This is a genomic window from Streptosporangium sp. NPDC000509 (assembly GCF_042898365.1).
Taxonomy (GTDB): Bacteria; Actinomycetota; Actinomycetes; order Streptosporangiales; family Streptosporangiaceae; genus Streptosporangium.
The window spans coordinates 12,684-28,609 of sequence record NZ_JBIAYX010000008.1 but is presented as its reverse complement, the minus strand read 5'-3'; the positions used below and the strand labels follow the sequence as shown (position 1 = coordinate 28,609).

The 15,926-nt window shown below is 70.9% G+C and carries 13 protein-coding genes; 7 read left to right on the top strand and 6 right to left on the bottom strand.

What is annotated here, in order from left to right:
- The first annotated feature begins 180 nt into the window (after positions 1 to 180).
- Together ACFY3D_RS16065 and ACFY3D_RS16060 are read left to right on the top strand one after the other, a co-directional pair.
- Positions 181 to 999, top strand: a complete 819-nt coding sequence (locus ACFY3D_RS16065) for a HipA family kinase (RefSeq protein ID WP_389980099.1) — start codon at positions 181 to 183, stop codon at positions 997 to 999.
- The gene (locus ACFY3D_RS16060; protein WP_350944798.1) at positions 996 to 1,373 is read left to right on the top strand and encodes a DUF3037 domain-containing protein; all 378 of its coding nucleotides are present in this window, start codon (positions 996 to 998) and stop codon (positions 1,371 to 1,373) included. The genes ACFY3D_RS16065 and ACFY3D_RS16060 overlap by 4 nt, the downstream gene beginning before the upstream one ends.
- A gap of 202 nt (positions 1,374 to 1,575) precedes the next feature.
- Here the strand turns inward: ACFY3D_RS16060 and ACFY3D_RS16055 are convergent, their stop codons facing one another.
- The 4 genes from ACFY3D_RS16055 to dxr form a co-directional block, all read right to left on the bottom strand.
- Positions 1,576 to 2,418, bottom strand: coding sequence for a GNAT family N-acetyltransferase (locus tag ACFY3D_RS16055; protein WP_389980470.1), 843 nt, complete (start codon positions 2,416 to 2,418; stop codon positions 1,576 to 1,578).
- A gap of 60 nt (positions 2,419 to 2,478) precedes the next feature.
- Complete coding sequence (locus ACFY3D_RS16050; RefSeq protein ID WP_389980097.1) at positions 2,479 to 4,137, bottom strand: alpha/beta hydrolase; 1,659 nt, start codon at positions 4,135 to 4,137, stop codon at positions 2,479 to 2,481.
- A 511-nt stretch (positions 4,138 to 4,648) separates the two neighbouring features.
- Positions 4,649 to 5,818, bottom strand: a complete 1,170-nt coding sequence (ispG, locus tag ACFY3D_RS16045; RefSeq protein WP_350944802.1) for a flavodoxin-dependent (E)-4-hydroxy-3-methylbut-2-enyl-diphosphate synthase — start codon at positions 5,816 to 5,818, stop codon at positions 4,649 to 4,651.
- A gap of 35 nt (positions 5,819 to 5,853) precedes the next feature.
- The gene (gene dxr / locus ACFY3D_RS16040; protein WP_389980094.1) at positions 5,854 to 7,038 is read right to left on the bottom strand and encodes a 1-deoxy-D-xylulose-5-phosphate reductoisomerase; all 1,185 of its coding nucleotides are present in this window, start codon (positions 7,036 to 7,038) and stop codon (positions 5,854 to 5,856) included.
- Positions 7,039 to 7,340: 302 nt separating this feature from the next.
- On the opposite strand from dxr, the gene ACFY3D_RS16035 reads away from it, so the two are divergent.
- Positions 7,341 to 8,468, top strand: a complete 1,128-nt coding sequence (locus ACFY3D_RS16035) for a trypsin-like serine peptidase (RefSeq protein ID WP_389980092.1) — start codon at positions 7,341 to 7,343, stop codon at positions 8,466 to 8,468.
- 53 nt (positions 8,469 to 8,521) lie between these two features.
- Positions 8,522 to 9,610, top strand: a complete 1,089-nt coding sequence (locus ACFY3D_RS16030; RefSeq protein ID WP_389980090.1) for a trypsin-like serine peptidase — start codon at positions 8,522 to 8,524, stop codon at positions 9,608 to 9,610.
- A 180-nt stretch (positions 9,611 to 9,790) separates the two neighbouring features.
- On the opposite strand, the gene ACFY3D_RS16025 is transcribed toward ACFY3D_RS16030, so the two are convergent.
- A complete protein-coding gene (locus ACFY3D_RS16025) occupies positions 9,791 to 11,218 on the bottom strand; it encodes an aldehyde dehydrogenase family protein (protein ID WP_350944806.1) in 1,428 nt (475 codons plus the stop codon).
- 211 nt (positions 11,219 to 11,429) lie between these two features.
- Here ACFY3D_RS16025 and ACFY3D_RS16020 point away from each other — a divergent pair, with 211 nt between their 5' ends.
- Positions 11,430 to 12,059 (top strand): TetR/AcrR family transcriptional regulator, encoded by a 630-nt coding sequence (locus ACFY3D_RS16020; RefSeq protein ID WP_389980087.1) that lies wholly within the window; start codon positions 11,430 to 11,432, stop codon positions 12,057 to 12,059.
- A 43-nt stretch (positions 12,060 to 12,102) separates the two neighbouring features.
- On the opposite strand, the gene ACFY3D_RS16015 is transcribed toward ACFY3D_RS16020, so the two are convergent.
- The gene (locus ACFY3D_RS16015) at positions 12,103 to 13,563 is read right to left on the bottom strand and encodes a PucR family transcriptional regulator (RefSeq protein ID WP_362898738.1); all 1,461 of its coding nucleotides are present in this window, start codon (positions 13,561 to 13,563) and stop codon (positions 12,103 to 12,105) included.
- A gap of 99 nt (positions 13,564 to 13,662) precedes the next feature.
- On the opposite strand from ACFY3D_RS16015, the gene gabT reads away from it, so the two are divergent.
- Both gabT and ACFY3D_RS16005 read left to right on the top strand, forming a co-directional pair.
- Positions 13,663 to 15,015 (top strand): 4-aminobutyrate--2-oxoglutarate transaminase, encoded by a 1,353-nt coding sequence (gabT, locus tag ACFY3D_RS16010; protein WP_389980084.1) that lies wholly within the window; start codon positions 13,663 to 13,665, stop codon positions 15,013 to 15,015.
- A gap of 528 nt (positions 15,016 to 15,543) precedes the next feature.
- Positions 15,544 to 15,786 carry a hypothetical protein gene (locus ACFY3D_RS16005; protein WP_350944810.1) on the top strand — a complete coding sequence of 81 codons (243 nt, stop codon included), beginning with the start codon at positions 15,544 to 15,546 and terminating at the stop codon, positions 15,784 to 15,786.
- The last annotated feature ends 140 nt before the right edge of the window (positions 15,787 to 15,926 follow it).

Below are 15,926 nucleotides of genomic sequence, written 5' to 3'. Positions count from 1 at the left end.
GAAGAAGCATCGCCGACAGTCAACGGGGCTGAAGGTCTTGTCTTCCTCACCGTGACACTCATGTGATGCTCAGGTCAGGACAAGACACAACACATCCCCCGAATACGCAGCCGCCTTTGTTCTCCCTTCCCGCCGTCTGCCCGCCGTGTCGTTCCGCGGGCCGGCCGGTAGCCTGGCGAGGTGCTTGAAGCGATCAAAGCCACTCGTTATGTGACACCGCTGCGTGAGGGGGGGTCGCTGCCCGGGATCATGGAGGCGGACGACCTCGGCACCCACGTCGTGAAGTTCCGCGGCGCGGGGCAGGGCCGCCGGGTCCTCGTCGCGGAGATCGTGGCCGCCGGGCTGGCCCGGCGCCTGGGGTTCCGTACGCCCGAGCTGAAGGTGATCGACGTCGATCCGCAGCTCGGCGCCCGCGAGCCCGACGAGGAGATCCAGGACCTGCTCAGGGCGAGCGAGGGCAACAACCTGGCGGTCGACTTCCTGCCGGGCGCGCTGGGCTTCGAGCCGCTCGCCTGGCCCCCCGAGCCCGGGTTCGCCTCCCGTCTGCTCTGGTTCGACGCGCTGATCCACAACGTGGACCGCAGCTGGCGCAACCCCAACCTGCTTCTGTGGCACGGTGACACCTGGCTCATCGACCACGGCGCCGCGCTCTGGTTCCATCACAACTGGCCCTCGGCCAACCCGCTGCGCGACTTCGACCCGAGCGACCACGTGATGGCGCCCTTCGCCACCCTGATGCCCGAGGCCGACGCCGAGTTCAGCGAGATGATCACCAGGGACCTGCTCGACGGGGTGGTGGACGAGGTCCCCGACGAGTGGCTGGAGGACGAACCGGGGTTCGACGGGGCGCAGGCGGTGCGGCAGGCGTACGTCGAGCATCTGCTGGCCCGCGCCCAGGGGCCACGCACCTGGCTGCCGGGTCCCGCGGTCCAGGAGACACCGCAGGACCAGGAGAGGAAGACCGGCTCGGTGGGCGCGTTCTGGAGGGACAACCGGTGAAGGACGTCTACGAGTACGCGATCATCCGGGTCATCCCCCGCGTGGAACGCGGCGAGCTGATCAACGCCGGGGTGCTGCTCTACTGTCAGCCCCGCGAATACCTGTGCGCCCGGGTGGAGCTGGACGAGGCGCGCCTGCGCGCCCTCGACGACAGTGTCGACCTCGAAGGGGTACGGCACGCCCTCGGCGCCTACCAGCGCTCCTGCGGCAGCGACTCGGGACCCCTGACCAGGGAGCCGCTGGGCGGCCGCTTCCGCTGGCTGACCGCCCCGCGCAGCACGATCGTGCAGACCGGCCCGGTCCACGCCGGTCTCACCGATGACCCGGAGACGGAGCTGGAGCGCCTCGTGGCCCGGCTGGTCCGCAGCCCCTGACCGGTCCGAGATGTCCGGCCCCAGAGGTTCGGCGTTGGTTCGAGGCTGCCCGGAGCGCCCGGCCTCGGGAACTCGGCGCCGCTCGCCGACGTGATCGCCACATCCCGGCCCGGCCGGGCGCCCCTGGGGCGGCCCAGATGGTCCGGCCCCGGAAAACAGAGGGCCGCTCCTGGGAGAGCACGGACGTATCCGGGGGCGGGTTTCAGAAGAGCACGGACATGAAGGTGCCCACCTCGACGAAACCCGCCCTGCGGTAGGCGGCCCTGGCAGGGGCGTTGTAGTCGTTGACGTACAGCGAGACCACCGGCGCGAAGTAGTCGAGCGCGTGCTTGACCACCGCGGCCATCCCCGCCACCGCGTGGCCGCGGCCGCGCAGGTCGGGGTGGACCCAGACCCCCTGGATCTGACAGGCGTGCGGCGTCACCGCGCCGATCTCGGCCTTGAAGACGACCCTGCCGCCCTCGATGCGGGCGTAGGACCTGCCGATCCTGATCAGCTCGGCGACCCTGGAGCGGTAGAGGACGCCGCCGTCGCCCGCCTCGGGGGAGACGCCCACCTCCTCGGTGAACATCGCCACGCAGGCCGGGAGCAGGATGTCGAACTCGTCGGGCCGGACGCGCCGCACCAGCGGGTCGGCGGGTACCGGCGACGGCTCGGCGATCACCATGACCGGCTGCGCCCAGCGGATCGCGCGGGCGGTCCCCCAGTGCGGCTCCAGCCGCTCCCAGAGCAACTCCACCGCGTCCGCGGGGCCGACGATCGAGGAGCAGCGGCGGCCCTGCTTGCGCGCGCGATCGGCGAAGGCGTGGACGGCGTCCGTACCGGCGTTGACCGGAACCAGGTTCGCACCGGCGTAACAGATGGAGGTCAGGCCGCCGCGCGGCCCGAACCCCCACATCTGGCCACCGAGCCTGGCCGGATTGAGCCCGACCGAACGGACCCTGGAGGCGACGAAGACATTGCCGACGGGATCGGTGTCGAGAAGCGCCAGGACCTCGTCTCGATCGTTGTCGTCGAGCACGCGCGACGCCGTTGTGCGCAGCATCACGTGCTCAGCCTACGCGACCCCCTCGATTTTGGCAGGAACCAACACAGAGCCTCTCATCTACCTGCTTTGGCCATCTCTTTCCACCGGGCGCCTCACCGTGTGCCTCACCACATGACCCGTCACGCGACCCGCCGCGTGACCGGCGGGGACACGGACGGCCGGTGGGGCGACCACCGGCACGGGCGCGGGGACTCCCGGGCAGCGGGCGTCAGGAGCGTCCGAGGTCTGGCGGGTGCCGGGCAGGGTGCCGTCCCTGAGGTAGGCGGCGAGACGCCGGTCGACGCAGGCGTTCCCGTTGAGCGCGATCCCGTGGTTGCCGCCGGGCACGGCCAGCAGCCGGGAGCGGGAGAACAGGGCGCGCATCCGCACCGCCCCGGCGTACGGAGTGGCGGCGTCGCGCTGCCCCTGGATCAGCAGGATCGGCGGCAGTTTGGCGTCGTCGTGGATCCGTACCGGAGTCCCGGCCGGCTGGGGCCAGAACGCGCACGGCGCGTTGTACCAGGCGTTGGGCCAGGTGAGGAAGGGTGCCCTGGCGTGGACCCTGGTCATGTCGGTCCGCCAGTGTGCCCAGTCGCGCGGCCAGGCGGCGTCGCGGCACTGCACCGCGAGATAGACCGCGTAGTTGTTCTCGTCCTTGTCGTCGTTCACCGCGTGCTTGCGGTAGGCGTTGACCAGGGGAGTCGCCTCCCCCTTCTTGACGTAGGCGGAGAACGCCCTGGCCAGCTGCGGCCAGATGACGTCCGAATAGCCGCCCAGGGTGTAGACGTCGTCGAGCTCACTCGGGCCGACCACCCCTCCGGCCGGGCGGCCGGCCAGCCTGGTCCGCATGGCGTCCCAGGCGAAGGAGACCGCCTTCTCCGTGGCGCCGAGCCGATAGACCGGGTTGTGGCGGGCGACCCACCTCAGGAAGTCCTCGTGCCTGTCCTGGAAGGCGATGCTCTGGTCGAGGTTCGAGCGATACCAGATGCCGCGCGGATCGACCACGCTGTCCAGGACGAGCCGCCTGAGCCGGTCAGGGAAGAGCGTCGCGTAGACGGCCCCGAGATAGGTCCCGTACGAGTAACCCAGGAAGCTGATCTTCGACTCGCCGAGGGCCGCCCTGATCGCGTCCATGTCCCTGGCGGAGTTCTCGGTGGTCATGTGCGGCAGCATCCAGCTCCAGCGCTCGCCGCACGCCTCGGCGTACCTGCGGGCCCGGCCGATCAGCACGTTCTCGTCGCGCCTGGTGACCGGCACCTGGTCGGGACGCGGCGCCTCGTAGTACTTCTTGGGATCGACGCACTTCAGCGCGGGATCGCTCGCCCCCACCCCGCGCGGGTCGAACCCGATCACGTCGAACCGGTCGGCCAGGCCGTCGGGAAGCCCGGCCACCACGGTCCTGACCAGGTCGCGGCCGGACGCCCCGGGACCGCCCGGGTTGACCAGCAGCGCGCCGAGACGGTCGTGAACGGCCTTCCCCCTGATCCGGTTCAGGGCGATGCCGATGGTCCGCTGCGGGTTGGCGTAGTCGAGCGGCACCCTCAGGGTGGCGCACTCCATCGGGTTGTCCCCCGCTCCGGTGGACGCCACCCCGGTCACCGGAACCCCGCCCTCGCAGGAGCCCCAGACCAGCCCCTCCCTCGCCTGTCTCCCCTGGGCCACCGCCCCCTGCGGCACCCCCATCGCCACGGCCAGCATCGCGATGCTCGCGGCGATCCCGACAACCCTCTTCTTCACTGTGTGATCCCCCTACTCGTACGGCAGAGGCGATGGTCTCCCGAGCGCGGCACGGTCATCCGGAACACAGCCGAACACCTGGCAAAGTGTAGTCAGATAATTGCTAACTGTAATGACCGCAGGTGGGACGGGCCGATTGAAGAGCCGTGAACGCCGACAGCGGTCATCGGGGCCCCGACCGCCCCGGCGACCCGCCCGCGCCGCGGTACGGGTACGGCGAGGTGCGGGTACGACGAGGTGCGGCGCCCGTAAGACCGGCGAGCGCCCGCCTCCGGCCGCGCCTGCAGGCGAGACGGCGCGAGGCTGAACGCCAAAGGAAACGCCCGCCCCGGCGCGAACGCGATCTCGGGGACGGACGGCAGGGAACTCCACGGCAGGGCGGCCGCCGGCCCGGTTCTCCGCAGGTGCCGCACCGCTCTCCGCACCTGCCGCGCCGTCGCGGGTCAGCGGCCGCGTCCGACGCGAGAAGGGATCACCCGGGGGCGGACGGGAGCAGGCGCGGGACGCGGGGTCAGCCGCCGACGACGACCTGGGGTCCGGGGGCGTCGTCGTCGAGATCGACCTCCACGCCCATCTCCTCCGCGAGGCGCAGGGCCTCCTCGATCAGGGTCTCGACGATCTGCGACTCGGGGACGGTCTTGATGACCTCGCCCTTGACGAAGATCTGGCCCTTGCCGTTGCCGCTCGCGACGCCGAGGTCGGCCTCGCGGGCCTCGCCGGGACCGTTGACGACGCAGCCCATCACCGCGACGCGCAGCGGCACCTTCAGTCCTTCGAGCCCTGCCTGGACCTGGTCGGCGAGGGTGTAGACGTCGACCTGGGCACGTCCGCAGGAGGGGCAGGAGACGATCTCCAGGCCGCGCTCGCGCAGGTTGAGCGACTCCAGGATCTGGTTGCCGACCTTGACCTCCTCGACCGGAGGGGCCGACAGCGACACGCGGATGGTGTCGCCGATGCCCTCGGCGAGCAGGGCGCCGAAGGCGACCGCGGACTTGATCGTGCCCTGGAAGGCCGGACCGGCCTCGGTGACGCCGAGGTGGAGCGGGTAGTCGCACCGGGCGGCGAGCAGGCGATACGCCTGGACCATCACGACGGGGTCGTTGTGCTTGACGGAGATCTTGATGTCACGGAAGCCGTGCTCCTCGAACAGCGAGCACTCCCAGAGCGCCGACTCCACCAGCGCCTCGGGGGTGGCCTTGCCGTACTTCTGGAGCAGGCGGGGGTCGAGCGAGCCGGCGTTGACGCCGATCCTGATCGGCACGCCGCGCTCGGCCGCCGCTCGGGCGATCTCACCGACCTTGTCGTCGAACTTCTTGATGTTGCCGGGGTTGACCCGGACCGCCGCGCAGCCCGCCTCGATCGCGGCGAAGACGTACTTCGGCTGGAAGTGGATGTCGGCGATCACCGGGATCTGCGACTTCCTCGCGATGATCGGCAGCGCGTCGGCGTCGTCCTGGGAAGGGACCGCGACCCGCACGATCTGACAGCCCGAGGCGGTCAGCTCGGCGATCTGCTGGAGCGTCGCGTTGACGTCGGCGGTGACCGTGGTGGTCATCGACTGGACGGAGACCGGCGCGTCCCCGCCCACGGGGACGGAGCCGACCATGATCTGACGGGATACGCGTCGCTCGGCGATCGGCCTGGTCCTGACGGACGGGATTCCGAGAGCAACAGAAGTCATTTTCAGCCCTTGAAGAGTCGACGACACCCATCAGTCTAGGCAGTCCCAGTGAGCTCGCGTGCCCGTATCCTCGCCCAGGAGTCGGCGTCGAGCACCTCGGCGACGGAGGCGGCCTCAGTCACCTCGTGCTCACAGAGCACCGCCTCCACGGTGTCGACGATGCCGGGGAACGGCAGGCGCCCGGCCATGAATGCCTCGACACAGACCTCGTTCGCGGCGTTGTAGACGGCCGGGGCGGTGCCACCGGCCTTGCCGACCTGCCTGGCCAGCGCGACGGCGGGGAAGGCCTCTTCGTCGAGCGGCTCGAACGTCCATGTGTGCGCCGCGGTCCAGTCGACCGCGGCGGAGGCGTCGGCGACCCGCTCCGGCCAGCCGAGGGCGAGGGCGATGGGCAGGCGCATGTCCGGCGGGCTGGCCTGGGCGATGGTCGAGCCGTCGACGAACTCGACCATCGAGTGGATGACCGACTGCGGGTGGACGACGACCTCGATGCGGTCGAAGCCGATGTCGAAGAGCAGGTGGGCCTCGATGACCTCAAGGCCCTTGTTGACGAGTGTGGCGGAATTCACCGTGATGACCGGCCCCATCGACCAGGTGGGGTGGGCGAGGGCCTGCTCGGGGGTCACGTCCGCGAGGTCCGCGCGCGACCTGCCACGGAAGGGGCCGCCGCTCGCGGTGACGACCAGGCGGCGCACGGCGGAGGCGTCGGGGCCGGCGGGGCCCGCCGCCCACAGGCACTGGGCCAGCGCGGAGTGCTCGGAGTCGACGGGGATCAGCTGGCCGGGTTTGGCCAGGCGTTTCACCAGCGGCCCGCCGACGATCAGCGACTCCTTGTTGGCGAGCGCGAGCACCCGGCCCGCCTCGAGCGCGGCCAGCGTGGAGGTGAGCCCCAAAGCCCCGGTGATGCCGTTGAGTACGACGTCGGCGGGCCAGGCGGCGGCCTCGGCCACCCCATCGGGGCCGGCCAGCACCCGCGCGCCCACCCCGTGCGCGGCCAGGGCCTCCCGCAACTGCGGCAGCGCGGAGGGGTCGGCGACGGCGACCACGTCGGGCCGGAACTCGGCCGCCTGCCTGGCCAGCAGGTCGATCCTGCCACCGTAGGCGGCCAGCGCGGCCACCCGGAACCTGCCGGGGTTGCGGGCGATGACGTCGAGGGACTGGGTCCCGATGGACCCGGTCGAGCCGAGCAGGACGACGGAGCGAACGGTGTCTGGCTGCACCGCCCCATTCTCCCGGCTCGGACCGCGCTGTCGAATCGGTCGCACCGGGGTGAATCCCCCTGTCCGCGATCCGACGCCCGAGGGATCGTCGAATCGGCCGTACCAGGATTGATCAATCCGGATCGGCGTACGCCAGTGTTGATCAGGCAGGATCGCGGCGAAAAACTGTTAGCCGTGGAACACGCGATAAAAGGCGGTATTTAAGTCCGAATTTCGTCATATCAATAGTTGTAAAGCCTGAGAAATGCATACGTACAGCGCACTAGCTTCCCGGAGCAGTGACAGGCCCTCGGGAGGTACATATGCGGCGCACGGCACGACTCATTCCTGTTCTCACCGCCATCGCGGGAAGCACACTGCTCTCCGCGACGGTCGCGCACGGCGCCACCGTGGAGGCCACGACAGATGCCACGGCGGGTGCCACGACGGGTGCCGGGCTGGACACCCCGGCGGGCGCGGCGGGCAGGAGCGGGGGCGGCGTCACCCCGGCGCGGGCCGTTCCCCAGCCGGTCGAGGAGGAGGCGGCCGACACCAAGAAGGAACAGCAGACCGTCCAGCGCTACTGGACCGAGGCGAAGATGGAGGCGGCCAAGCCGCTCGCCGCCCTCGTCCCCGAGAAGGACGGCGCCCGGCTCACCGCGGGGGCGATCGCGGCCCAGACCGCGGCCGACCCCGTCTCCGTCCCCGCGACCGAGCCCGACGGCGACGCCATCACGGTCACCAGGGGCTCGGCGGCGGCCCGCGCCTCCACCGGCGCGGCGTGGACCCGTCGCGGGGCGATCGTCAAGACCGCGGGCCGGGTCTTCTTCACCTACCAGGGCCGCAACGCCTCGTGCTCGGCGAGCGCGGTGACCAGCGAGAACAAGAGCACCGTGATCACAGCGGGGCACTGCGTGAGGATGGGCGGCGCCTTCCACGGCAACTGGGTCTTCGTGCCCGGCTACCAGAACGGCGACCGGCCTTACGGCACGTGGGTGGCGACCACCCTCTACACCACCCCGCAGTGGAACAACAGCGAGGACATCGACTACGACGTGGCCTCGGCCGTGGTGGCCCCGCTGAACGGCAAATCGCTGACCGACGTGGTCGGTGGCCAGGGCGTCTCCTTCAACCAGGCGCGACGCCGGCAGATGCACTCCTTCGGCTACCCGGCCGCCGCCCCGTACGACGGTTCCAAACTGGTCTACTGCTCCGGGCGCGCGTTCGACGACTTCCTGATGTCCCGCGACATCGGGCTGAACTGCGACATGACCGGCGGGTCGAGCGGCGGACCCTGGTTCCTCGACTTCAACGAGAGCACCGGCCTCGGCACCCTGAACTCGGTGAACAGCTTCAAGTACGGCTTCGCCGAAGGCTGGATGTTCGGCCCCTACTTCGGGGCCGAGGCGCGGGCCGTCTACGAGGCGGCCCAGACCACCGGCACCCCCTGATATTCACCAAAAGTAATCACGGGAACACCACACGTAGTGCAAACTCGGGTTTCATGACCTCAAGCCTCCCCCTGCTTGCGGCCGCCTCGCTCCTCGCCGGGTCGCTGAGCGCCCCGGCGCCCGGCGCGACGGCCACCTGGCAGGCGGTCACCGAGTTCGGGAAACGGTCCGCGAAGCCCCCCGTGCACCCCTCCGCGGAGACGGCGGAGAAGGCCGGGACGACGGAGACGACGGGGAAACCCGCGACGGTCGCGACGTCCGGTGCGCCGGACGTCGTCGAGCACGCGCCCGCTCCCACCGCGTCGGAGCGGGAGCGCCTGCTCGGCTACTGGACCCCCCGCCGGATGGCCTCCGCGACCCCCTTCGACCGGCTCGACAAGGCCACCGGGACGCTCGGGCGGCTCTCCGCCACCGGTCGGGGGGTCGTCCCCCGCCAGAGATCGCACGGCGCCGTGTCCCGCACCGCCGGCGCCCGGTGGACCTCCGGCGGGGCGGTGGCACGCACCACGGGACGGGTGTTCCTCACCATCAAGGGCAGCGACTTCGTGTGCTCGGCGAGCTCGGTCAGGAGCGCCAACAAGGATCTGGTGGTGACCGCCGGCCACTGCGTCAAGGACGGCACCGGCGCCTGGGCCGACAACTGGACCTTCGTCCCCGGCTACAGCCAGGGCCGCCGCCCGTACGGGCAGTACACCGCGCGCCGCATGTTCGTCGCGGGCCCCTGGTCGCGTGAGGGCGACGACAGCCACGACATCGGCATGGTGGCGGTCGCCACCAGCGGCGGCAGACACCTTGGCGACGTCGTCGGCGGCCAGGACATCGCCTTCGGCGTTCCCAGGGGGCGCCTCGCGAGCGGTTTCGGCTTTCCCGCCGACGCGCCCTACGACGGCGAGCACCTGGTCTACTGCGCGGGCCCGCTCCGCGACGACCCGAACGGGCAGACCCGCGACCAGGGCATGCGCTGCGACATGACCGCCGGATCCAGCGGGGGTCCCTGGCTGAGCGGCTTCGACGCCTCCACCGGCCGGGGCACGATCGTCTCGGTCAGCAGTTTCAAGTACAGCGACGACCGCCGCACCATGTACGGCCCCTACTTCGGTGACTCGGCCAAGGCCCTCTACGCCACGGCCTCCGCGTCGTGACCTCGGCGCGGAGACCGCGCCGAGAGCGTCGCAAGGTCGCTTCGACGGCACCGAGAGCCGGAACCTGCCGCGGAAAGCCGGGCCTGTGGCGCCGGGACCGGCCCGTCGAAAGTTCGGGCCGGTGCCCCTGATGAGCCTCGGAAGGGCGGATCGACGGCGCGCGGGTCGGGCCCCGGCCCGTCAGAGGGTGAGGCCGGTGAGGACCATCACCTTCTCGTAGGTGAAGTCCGCGATCGCCGAGCGAAGTCCCTCGCGGCCGACACCCGAGTCCTTGACCCCTCCGTACGGCATCTGGTCGGCGCGGTACGACGGCACGTCACCGATGATCACACCGCCGACCTCCAGCTCCCGGTTGGCGCGGAAGGCGTGGTCGAGGTCGCGGGTGAACACCCCCGCCTGAAGGCCGTACCTGGAGTCGTTGACCGCGGCGAACGCCTCGTCCACACCGGACACCTTCTGGACGACCATCACCGGGCCGAAGACCTCCTCGCGGGAGACCTTGGCGTCGGCCGGCACGTCGGCGAGCACGGTCGGCGCGAACGTGGCGCCGTCGCGGGTGCCGCCGGTCAGCAGACGGGCGCCCGCGGAGACGGCCTCGCCGACCCACTGCTCCACGCGCTCGGCGGCCTCGGCCGACACGAGGGGGCCGACCTGCGTCTTCTCGTCGGCGGGGTCACCGGTGACCAGGGCCTCGACGGCCGGGACGAGCCGGGCCACGAAGTCGTCGTGGACCGACGCCTCGACGATCACCCGCTGTACGGCGATGCAGCTCTGACCGGCCTGGTAGTTGGAGAACAGCGCGATCCGCGAGGCGGCCCAGTCGAGGTCGGCGTCGGCGAGCACGACCGCGGCGGCGTTGCCGCCGAGTTCCAGGGTCACGTGCTTGCGCGGGACCCGGTCGATGATCGCGTACCCCACGGGGGCCGAGCCCGTGAAGGAGACGACCGGTAGGCGCGGGTCCTCGACCAGGGCGCCGGCGCGGTCGTTGGACACGGGGAGCACGGAGAACATGCCCTCCGGCAGGTCGGTCTCGGCCAGGATCTCGCCCAGGACCAGCGAGGAGACCGGCGTCGCCGGTGCGGGTTTGAGGACGATCGGGGCACCGACGGCGATGGCCGGGGCCACCTTGTGCGCGACCAGGTTGAGCGGGAAGTTGAACGGGCTGATGCCCAGGATCGGGCCGTGCGGGACCCGGGAGACGTAGGCGAGGCGGCCCGCGGAGGCGGCCTCGGTGTCCAGGCGCACGGTCTCGCCGCCGAGACGGCGGGTCTCCTCGGCCGCGAACCTGAAGGTGGAGATCGCCCGGCCGACCTCGCCGCGGGCCCAGAAGATCGGCTTGCCGTTCTCGGCGGTGATCAGGGCGGCGATCTCGTCGGCGCGCTCGGCGAGGCGACGCGAGACGTGCGCGAGGGCCTCGGCCCGTACGTGGATCGGAAGCGCGGCGGCCTGTTTCCGCACGGCCGCCGCGGCGGCCACGGCCTCCTCGACCTGGCCGTCGGTCGGCACGGAGCAGACGGCGACGACGCGGCCGTCATGCGGGTTGGTCACAGTGAGCTCGGTCTCGCCCTTGGCGGGGCGTCCGGCGAGCCAGAAGGGGCGCACGTCCATATCCAGACGCTATGTCACCGGCATGGGAGCGGTCTTACTCCACTCCGCACAACAGCCTCGCGACGGCACGCCGTTCCGCATAAAACCGCCCGTCCGTGCCCTGTAACGAAAACAGGGGTAATCGGGGATATTCCTTACAAGGCACCGGTTTGAATGATCTTCACCGTGGCTAAGTCACCGGATGACGATGAGAGCGGAAGGGCGTGGGCGCATGACCTCCTCGGCGCCGCGCGGCCTTCAGGGCGCCTACCTTGTCGGTGAGCGGGCATCTCAGGACGAGCTTCGTGCCAGGTTGCTCGACGTCGCCAGCCAGTTGCTGGTCACCATCGGGCCGGAGAGCCTCTCGATGCGCCGCATCGCCACCGAGGCGGGATGCTCGACGACCGTCGTCTACACCATGTTCGGCAGCAAGGAGGGCCTCGCCGAGGCGCTGTACCTGGAAGGCTTCGAGCGCTTCCGGCGCCGCCTGGAGGCCGTGCCCTCGCGCAAGGACGCCCTGGAGCACCTCATCGCGCTGGGTCCCGTCTACCGGGAGGTCGCGCTGGACGAGTCCGGTTACTACGCCCTGATGTTCGAGCGCGCGATCCCCGGCTTCGTGCCGAGCGAGCGGGCCAGGACCCTCGCCCGCGCGGCGCTGAACATCGTCGATCGGGTGATCGCGGACTGCATCTCGGCGGGATACATCGTCCCCACCCAGCCCAGGAAGATCGCCGACGCCGTGTGGGCCGCGGCCCAGGGCGCGATCGGCTTGGAACGTGCCGGGCACCTGCGCGACAGCGCCACCTACGAAACGGTCACCTATGCCGTCATCTCCCGCTACCTGGTCGTCGACCGCGACTGACCCCGACGGCGTTCCCCGGGTCCGCCCCCCTGGACCTCCGCCCTCACCTGGCGACGGCGAGGGCGACCCAGAGTTCGGCGCGGACGGCGGGGTCCTCAAGGTCACGTCCGACCAGCTCCGCCACCCGGCGCATGCGGTAGCGCAGAGTGTGGCGGTGCACCCCGAGCCGCTGCGCCGCCGCGTCCCAGTGGCCGTTGCAGTCCAGGTAGACGCGCAGGGACCCGAGCAGATCCGCACGCGAGCCGTACTCCCTGAGCGGGGCGAGCAGCGCGGAGGAGAACGCCTCCGCCACGCCGGGGTCGAGCAGGGAGAGCAGCCCCTGCCCCGCCAGGTCGGCGAAGCGCGCCACCGGCGCGGTGCCGCGCCCGGCCGCGGCGAGCGCCCGGTCGGCCTGCTCCAGTCCCGCGCGCAGGTCGTCGAGACCCACCGGTTCGCCGACCCCGACGGGGCCGTACTCGCCGAGCGTCGCGGCCACGGCGTCGGCCCGCGCGGGCGGGACCAGCAGGACCACCCTGTCGCCGTCGGCCGCCGCGAACTCGGCCCCCGCGGCCTCGAGCACCGCCTCAGGCTCACCGGCGCAGGCGATCGCCACCAGCGGCTCGCCGGCGAGCCGCTCCCCCAGCCGCTCCAGCGTCTCGCGCCCGGCCTCCGGCTGCCCGGCCAGCAGCAGCCGCAGCACCGCGGAGCGGACCCGGCGTTCGGCGGCCAGGTGCTCCACACCGTGCTCGACGGCGAGTGTGAGCAGGGACGCGGCGGCGTTGACCACGGTGTGCGCGACCGGGGTGAAGGACCGGCCGATGCCGACGGCGAGGAATCCCCTCACCCGACGGGCTCCCAGTGGCCGCACGATGACGTGTTCCTCGGGTGAGGAGAGGGCGACGCTCGCGGGAGCGCCCTGACTCGTGATCCTTCTCAGCCGTTCCAGCTCGGGGCCGAGGTCTCCGGCCGCCGCGGCGGCGCCTCTGCCCGCCAGATGTCGTACGGCCCCCGCCTCGTCGAGCAGGATCGCCCAGCCGCCCAGCTCGCGGGCGAGGCGGTCGATCACCGCGCGAGGGCCCTCCGGGCGCAGCGCGGCGCGGGTGAGGCGGCCCTGGGCGGCGAAGGCGCTGCTGAGCTCGTCGTACTGCTCGGCGGCGATCAGCTCGCTCACCGCCTTGCCGATGGCGACGAACGGGGTGTCGCGCGGCACCTCGACGAGCGGCAGCCCGGCCCGCGTGGCGGCCTCGACCAGCGCCTCGGGGATCGTCTCGTGCCCGAGTCCGACGCCGAACCCGAGTCCGGCGACGTCTCTGGCGACCAGCCGCTCGACGTAGGGGCCGGCGTTGCGGGCGTCCAGGCGCATGCCCGTGGTCAAAACCAGTTCGCCGCCCTCGAGGAACGGGGTGGGATCTTCCAGCTCGCTGACCGCCACCCAGCGCACCGGCCGGTCGAGCGCCTCCCGCCCGGTGAGGACGACGAGCCCGAGGGCGAGCCGCCGTACGACGGTGTTCAGCGTCGGCGCCATCCCCACCCCCTTTTTTTGTACGTTATGTCTATTCTGCTCTTCGCAATTTTGCCATAGTGCATCATCGGCACACCGGCACCGGCGACATAGCTTCACATCATGAGCACCGTCACCGAGGGCGGCCCCTCCCTTCCGCAGGAGCGCCGCCTCGTCACCGAGATTCCCGGCCCGAGGTCCCGCGAACTGCTCGCGCGCAAGCAGGCCGCCGTACCACCGGGCATCGGCACCACGCTGCCCGTCTTCGTGACGCACGCCGGGGGCGGTGTCGTGGTCGACGCCGACGGCAACTCTCTGATCGACTTCGGGTCCGGCATCGCGGTGACCGGTGTCGGCAACTCCGCCCCGCGCGTCGTCGAGCGGGTGAGCAGGCAGGTGGCGGACTTCACCCACACCTGCTTCATGATCACGCCGTACGAGTCGTACGTGCGGGTCGCCGAGAAACTCAACGAGATCACCCCCGGTGACCACGAGAAGCGCACCTTCCTGCTCAACAGCGGCGCCGAGGCGGTGGAGAACGCGGTCAAGGTCGCCCGCCACGCCACCGGCCGCCAGGCGGTCGTCGTCTTCGAGCACGGCTACCACGGTCGGACCCTGCTGACGATGACGCTGACGGCCAAGAACATGCCCTACAAGCACCGCTTCGGCCCGTTCGCACCCGAGGTCTACCGGGTACCGCTCGCCTACCCGTTCCGCTGGCCCACCGGCCCGGAGAACTGCGCGGAAGAGGCCGCGGCCCAGGCGATCGACCAGATCACCAAGGAGATCGGCGCCGAGAACATCGCCGCCGTGGTGATCGAGCCGATCGCGGGCGAGGGCGGCTTCATCGAGCCCGCCAAGGGCTTCCTGCCGAGGATCCTGGAGTTCTGCCGCGAGAACGGCATCGTCTTCGTCGCCGACGAGGTGCAGACCGGCTTCTGCCGCACCGGCCACCTGTTCGCCTGCGAGGACGAGGGCATCGTGCCCGACATCATCGTCACCGCGAAGGGCATCGCGGGCGGCCTGCCGCTCGCCGCCGTCACCGGCCGCGCCGAGATCCTCGACAAGGTCCACGTCGGCGGGCTGGGCGGCACCTACGGCGGCAACCCGCTCGCCTGCGAGGCCGCGCTGGGCGTGATGGAGACCATCGAGGCCGACGACCTGATCGGGAAGGCCCGCCGCATCGGCGAGACCATGCTTCCGCGGCTGCGCGCCATGGCGAGGAGAAACCCGATCATCGGCGACGTACGCGGCCGGGGCGCCATGATCGCCATCGAGCTGGTCGTGCCCGGCACCGGCGAGCCCCACCCCACGGCGGCGGGCGAGATCGCGAAAAGGTGTCACGCGGAGGGTCTGCTCGTGCTGACCGCGGGCACCTACGGCAACGTGCTGCGCTTCCTGCCGCCACTGGTCATCCCCGATCACCTCCTGGAGGAGGGTCTCGCGATCCTGGAGAAGGCCGTGAACGAGGCCTGACTGTTTAGAACGCACCAAAAGGGGCACCCGGCTTGATGCCGAGTGTCCCTTTTGTCGCTATACGGCCCGCATGTAGGCCGTGATTTAACCACCGCTTGACATCCGCCACAGCGATCACGGGTCGTGACCGCGTTATAACGGTTCCGATATGAAAGTACGCGATCAAGACAGGAAACGTGCCGACGTCCTCCTCGCGGCCGAGCCACGGGAGAGAACAAGGAGTCACCACGCTGGAGGAATGTGATCGGCTTCCTCCCCACGACCGAAGCCAGGGGATTCCAACCCGCACGGGGTGGGTCTCCCGCTTCACCGCCAGTTGCCCGCCAGGAGAGAAATTCTCCCCTCTGAGGTCCTACCCCGGCTCCACAGGCGTTTTCTCTCGCCGCCGGCCCGGCGGCGAGGGTGGTGCGGGTATGCGTAGGCGGCTCGGCCATCGCCACCGCACGCGCATGCCACCAACCCGTACGGCGCCTTGCCGCGTTTCCTTCCCACGCCTCAAGGCGGGGTCTCCGCGCTGAAAGGAACACGATGAACTGGAGGCCGCCCAGCACGGCACACGCCACGATGACCTTCGATCCCGACGGACTGACCCGCACCCAGCGTGAGGGCGACGCCTGCGTGGCCTGCCACAAGAAGTGGCCTCGCCCGCGGACCAGGATCGGCCGGCTCCCCGACGGCACGGCCCTCTTCGCCTGCCCGGAGTGCGCCGACGCGCTGCTACCGCAGCAGGACGACGCCCGCTCCCGGCCCCGGCGCGTGGCCTTCTTCTGAGCTCTTCTCGACAACCGGTGCGAGTCCGCGGTCCCGCACCGGTTGATCACCGGTACGGCTGCGGCCTCCGTCGGCACCCCGATCACCCTCGCGAAGCCGATGCGGCCGGAATCCCCGGCACGCCTTTACGAAGTAAGCCG

Bases quoted from the DNA above. Each gene is read 5' to 3' on its own strand.
- ACFY3D_RS16055 (WP_389980470.1), bottom strand. From the start codon at position 2,418: ATGCTGCGCACAACGGCGTCGCGCGTGCTCGACGACAACGATCGAGAC.
- ispG (WP_350944802.1), bottom strand. From the start codon at position 5,818: ATGACTTCTGTTGCTCTCGGAATCCCGTCCGTCAGGACCAGGCCGATC.
- ACFY3D_RS16035 (WP_389980092.1), top strand. From the start codon at position 7,341: ATGCGGCGCACGGCACGACTCATTCCTGTTCTCACCGCCATCGCGGGA.
- ACFY3D_RS16030 (WP_389980090.1), top strand. From the start codon at position 8,522: ATGACCTCAAGCCTCCCCCTGCTTGCGGCCGCCTCGCTCCTCGCCGGG.
- ACFY3D_RS16025 (WP_350944806.1), bottom strand. From the start codon at position 11,218: ATGGACGTGCGCCCCTTCTGGCTCGCCGGACGCCCCGCCAAGGGCGAG.
- ACFY3D_RS16020 (WP_389980087.1), top strand. From the start codon at position 11,430: ATGACCTCCTCGGCGCCGCGCGGCCTTCAGGGCGCCTACCTTGTCGGT.
- ACFY3D_RS16015 (WP_362898738.1), bottom strand. From the start codon at position 13,563: ATGGCGCCGACGCTGAACACCGTCGTACGGCGGCTCGCCCTCGGGCTC.
- gabT (WP_389980084.1), top strand. From the start codon at position 13,663: ATGAGCACCGTCACCGAGGGCGGCCCCTCCCTTCCGCAGGAGCGCCGC.
- ACFY3D_RS16005 (WP_350944810.1), top strand. From the start codon at position 15,544: ATGAACTGGAGGCCGCCCAGCACGGCACACGCCACGATGACCTTCGAT.